Raw genomic sequence first — 1,822 nt, 5'->3', positions numbered from 1 at the left:
TAGCCAATCGACGAGCTCATGGACATACTGAAAGCCGAGTGTCGGTCGTACACTGCGTCGACTCTCGTTGACGAACTCCGCGAGGCAGGTGTCCCAGTTGCGAAAGTTAACTCGATGGACGAAGTGGCGGAAGACCCCCACCTCGAAGCGACGGACTTCTTCACTGAAGTCAGTACGGCAGAAGGGACAGACCGCGTAGTCAACGTCCCACGGTTCCCCGTCGTTTCGAGTGGTTTCGACCGCGTCGAATCGAACGACCCGCCGAAGCTCGGTCAACACACAGAAGCGATTCTCTCCTCGATTGGCTACGATGAGTCCGATATCGACACCCTCCGTCGCGAAGGGGGCGTCTAGATGGAGGATACTGAACCGGTCTTGCTCGATGTAACCTGCCGCGAAGGGGAACAACGCCCCGGCTGTTCGTACTCGACTGAGCAGAAGGCAGGTGCCGTTCGCGCACTCGATGGACTTGGTGTCGAATACGTCCAAATCGGGTTCCCCGTTGCAGGGCCACAAACCGGAGAGGTTTGTCAACGGGTAGATGTCGACACAAAACTCACCGGCATCGCTCGAGCAGTGCCACGAGATATCGAAGCCGCAGTAGACGCTGGTGTCGACGTTATCGACGTCTTCGCACCGACGAGTGAGAAACAACGAACCGAACTCCTCGGAAAAGACGAAGACGAGCTTCTGTCGTTGGTTGGCGAAACAGTCGACACCGCCCACGAGACCGGCCTCGAAGTCCACTTCACCGCGATGGACGGGTTCAGAACCGACCCTACATTCCTCGACGTGGTCTTCGATTCGATAGACGCGGAATATCTCACAATAGCAGATACGGTCGGTGTGAAGACGCCGTTCGAGGTCACGTCTTTCCTCGAAGAACTCTCGACGTCCCCTGAGCGCCTTGGTGTCCACTTCCACGACGACCTTGGTGTCGCCACTGCGAACGCTCTCGCTGCCGTTGCATACGGCGTGCAAAAAGTAGACGTCTCGGTGGCAGGGATTGGTGAGCGAGCAGGAAACGTACCTATCGAGGAGTTTGTCGTCGCAGCAGCAACCAGCGGTCTGATATCGCTCCCTGAGATCAACGAGTCAGAACTCATTCCGAGTGCGAAGAGCGTTCTTGCAGCACTCGGCGAGTCAGTGCCAGATGAGAAGTCCATTCTCGGAACAGACGTGTTTTCGCACGAGTCTGGGCTTCACACGGCGGCGATGCTCGACGACCCATCAACGTTCGAACCGTTCGACCCATCGACGTTCGGGGGGTCACGGAACTTGTACTTCGGACGGCAAACTGGTGCAGGAGCGGCACGGCGGTTGTTGAAACGTACCGACGTGAAGCCAACTGAGGAACGCGTTGAGAGCCTTCTTGCGGCACTACATGGGCTTGACGAACCGGTTCTAACCGAGGAGGCGGTAGTTATCGCTCGGAATCTCTGAACTCCAAATATACTATTTATTTTCGTTCACTGGCAACCGATCAAGATGGCAACGAACTCATGAATCAATCCAAACCCGGCCATTATGAGCGCGTCCATATCTCCGGTGTCGTCGTCCCGCCCCTAACAAAAGAAGACGAAGACTGGTAGAGCTACTGAGAAAACTCCTGGGTCAGTCTCTGTGGAACGATTCGTCACCATACATCTCTCGAAGCTTTTGGAACTGTTCGTGTTGCTCACGGGCGTTCGGTGTCTGGTTTTCGTACGTATACTCGAACATCGAATCGGGGTCTGGTTCGTACGATTCCATTCGTTCGACAGCCTCCGCGAGCGTCTCGGTGATCTCGCTGTCGATGGTCTCGATACGTTCGTCGTCGACG

The 1,822-nt window shown here is 55.9% G+C and carries 2 protein-coding genes and 1 pseudogene; 2 read left to right on the top strand and 1 reads right to left on the bottom strand.

Features of this window, described 5'->3' with window-relative positions; genetic code table 11:
* Positions 1–18: 18 nt before the first annotated feature.
* Positions 19–354 carry a CoA transferase gene (locus tag AUR66_RS14300; RefSeq protein WP_058572957.1) on the top strand — a complete coding sequence of 112 codons (336 nt, stop codon included), beginning with the start codon at positions 19–21 and terminating at the stop codon, positions 352–354.
* Entirely contained in the window at positions 355–1,443 is a 1,089-nt protein-coding gene (locus tag AUR66_RS14295) for a LeuA family protein (RefSeq protein WP_058572956.1), read from the top strand. It begins immediately after the preceding gene.
* A 171-nt stretch (positions 1,444–1,614) separates the two neighbouring features.
* Here the strand turns inward: AUR66_RS14295 and AUR66_RS22135 are convergent.
* Positions 1,615–1,822, bottom strand: a pseudogene (locus tag AUR66_RS22135) (pyruvate dehydrogenase (acetyl-transferring) E1 component subunit alpha); the annotation flags it as partial.

Origin of the sequence: Haloferax profundi (genome assembly GCF_001469865.1) — an archaeon.
In the GTDB taxonomy this organism is placed as follows: Archaea; Halobacteriota; Halobacteria; order Halobacteriales; family Haloferacaceae; genus Haloferax; species Haloferax profundi.
The sequence above is the reverse complement of the archived record's forward strand: the minus strand, read 5'-3'. Positions and strand labels throughout refer to the sequence as shown.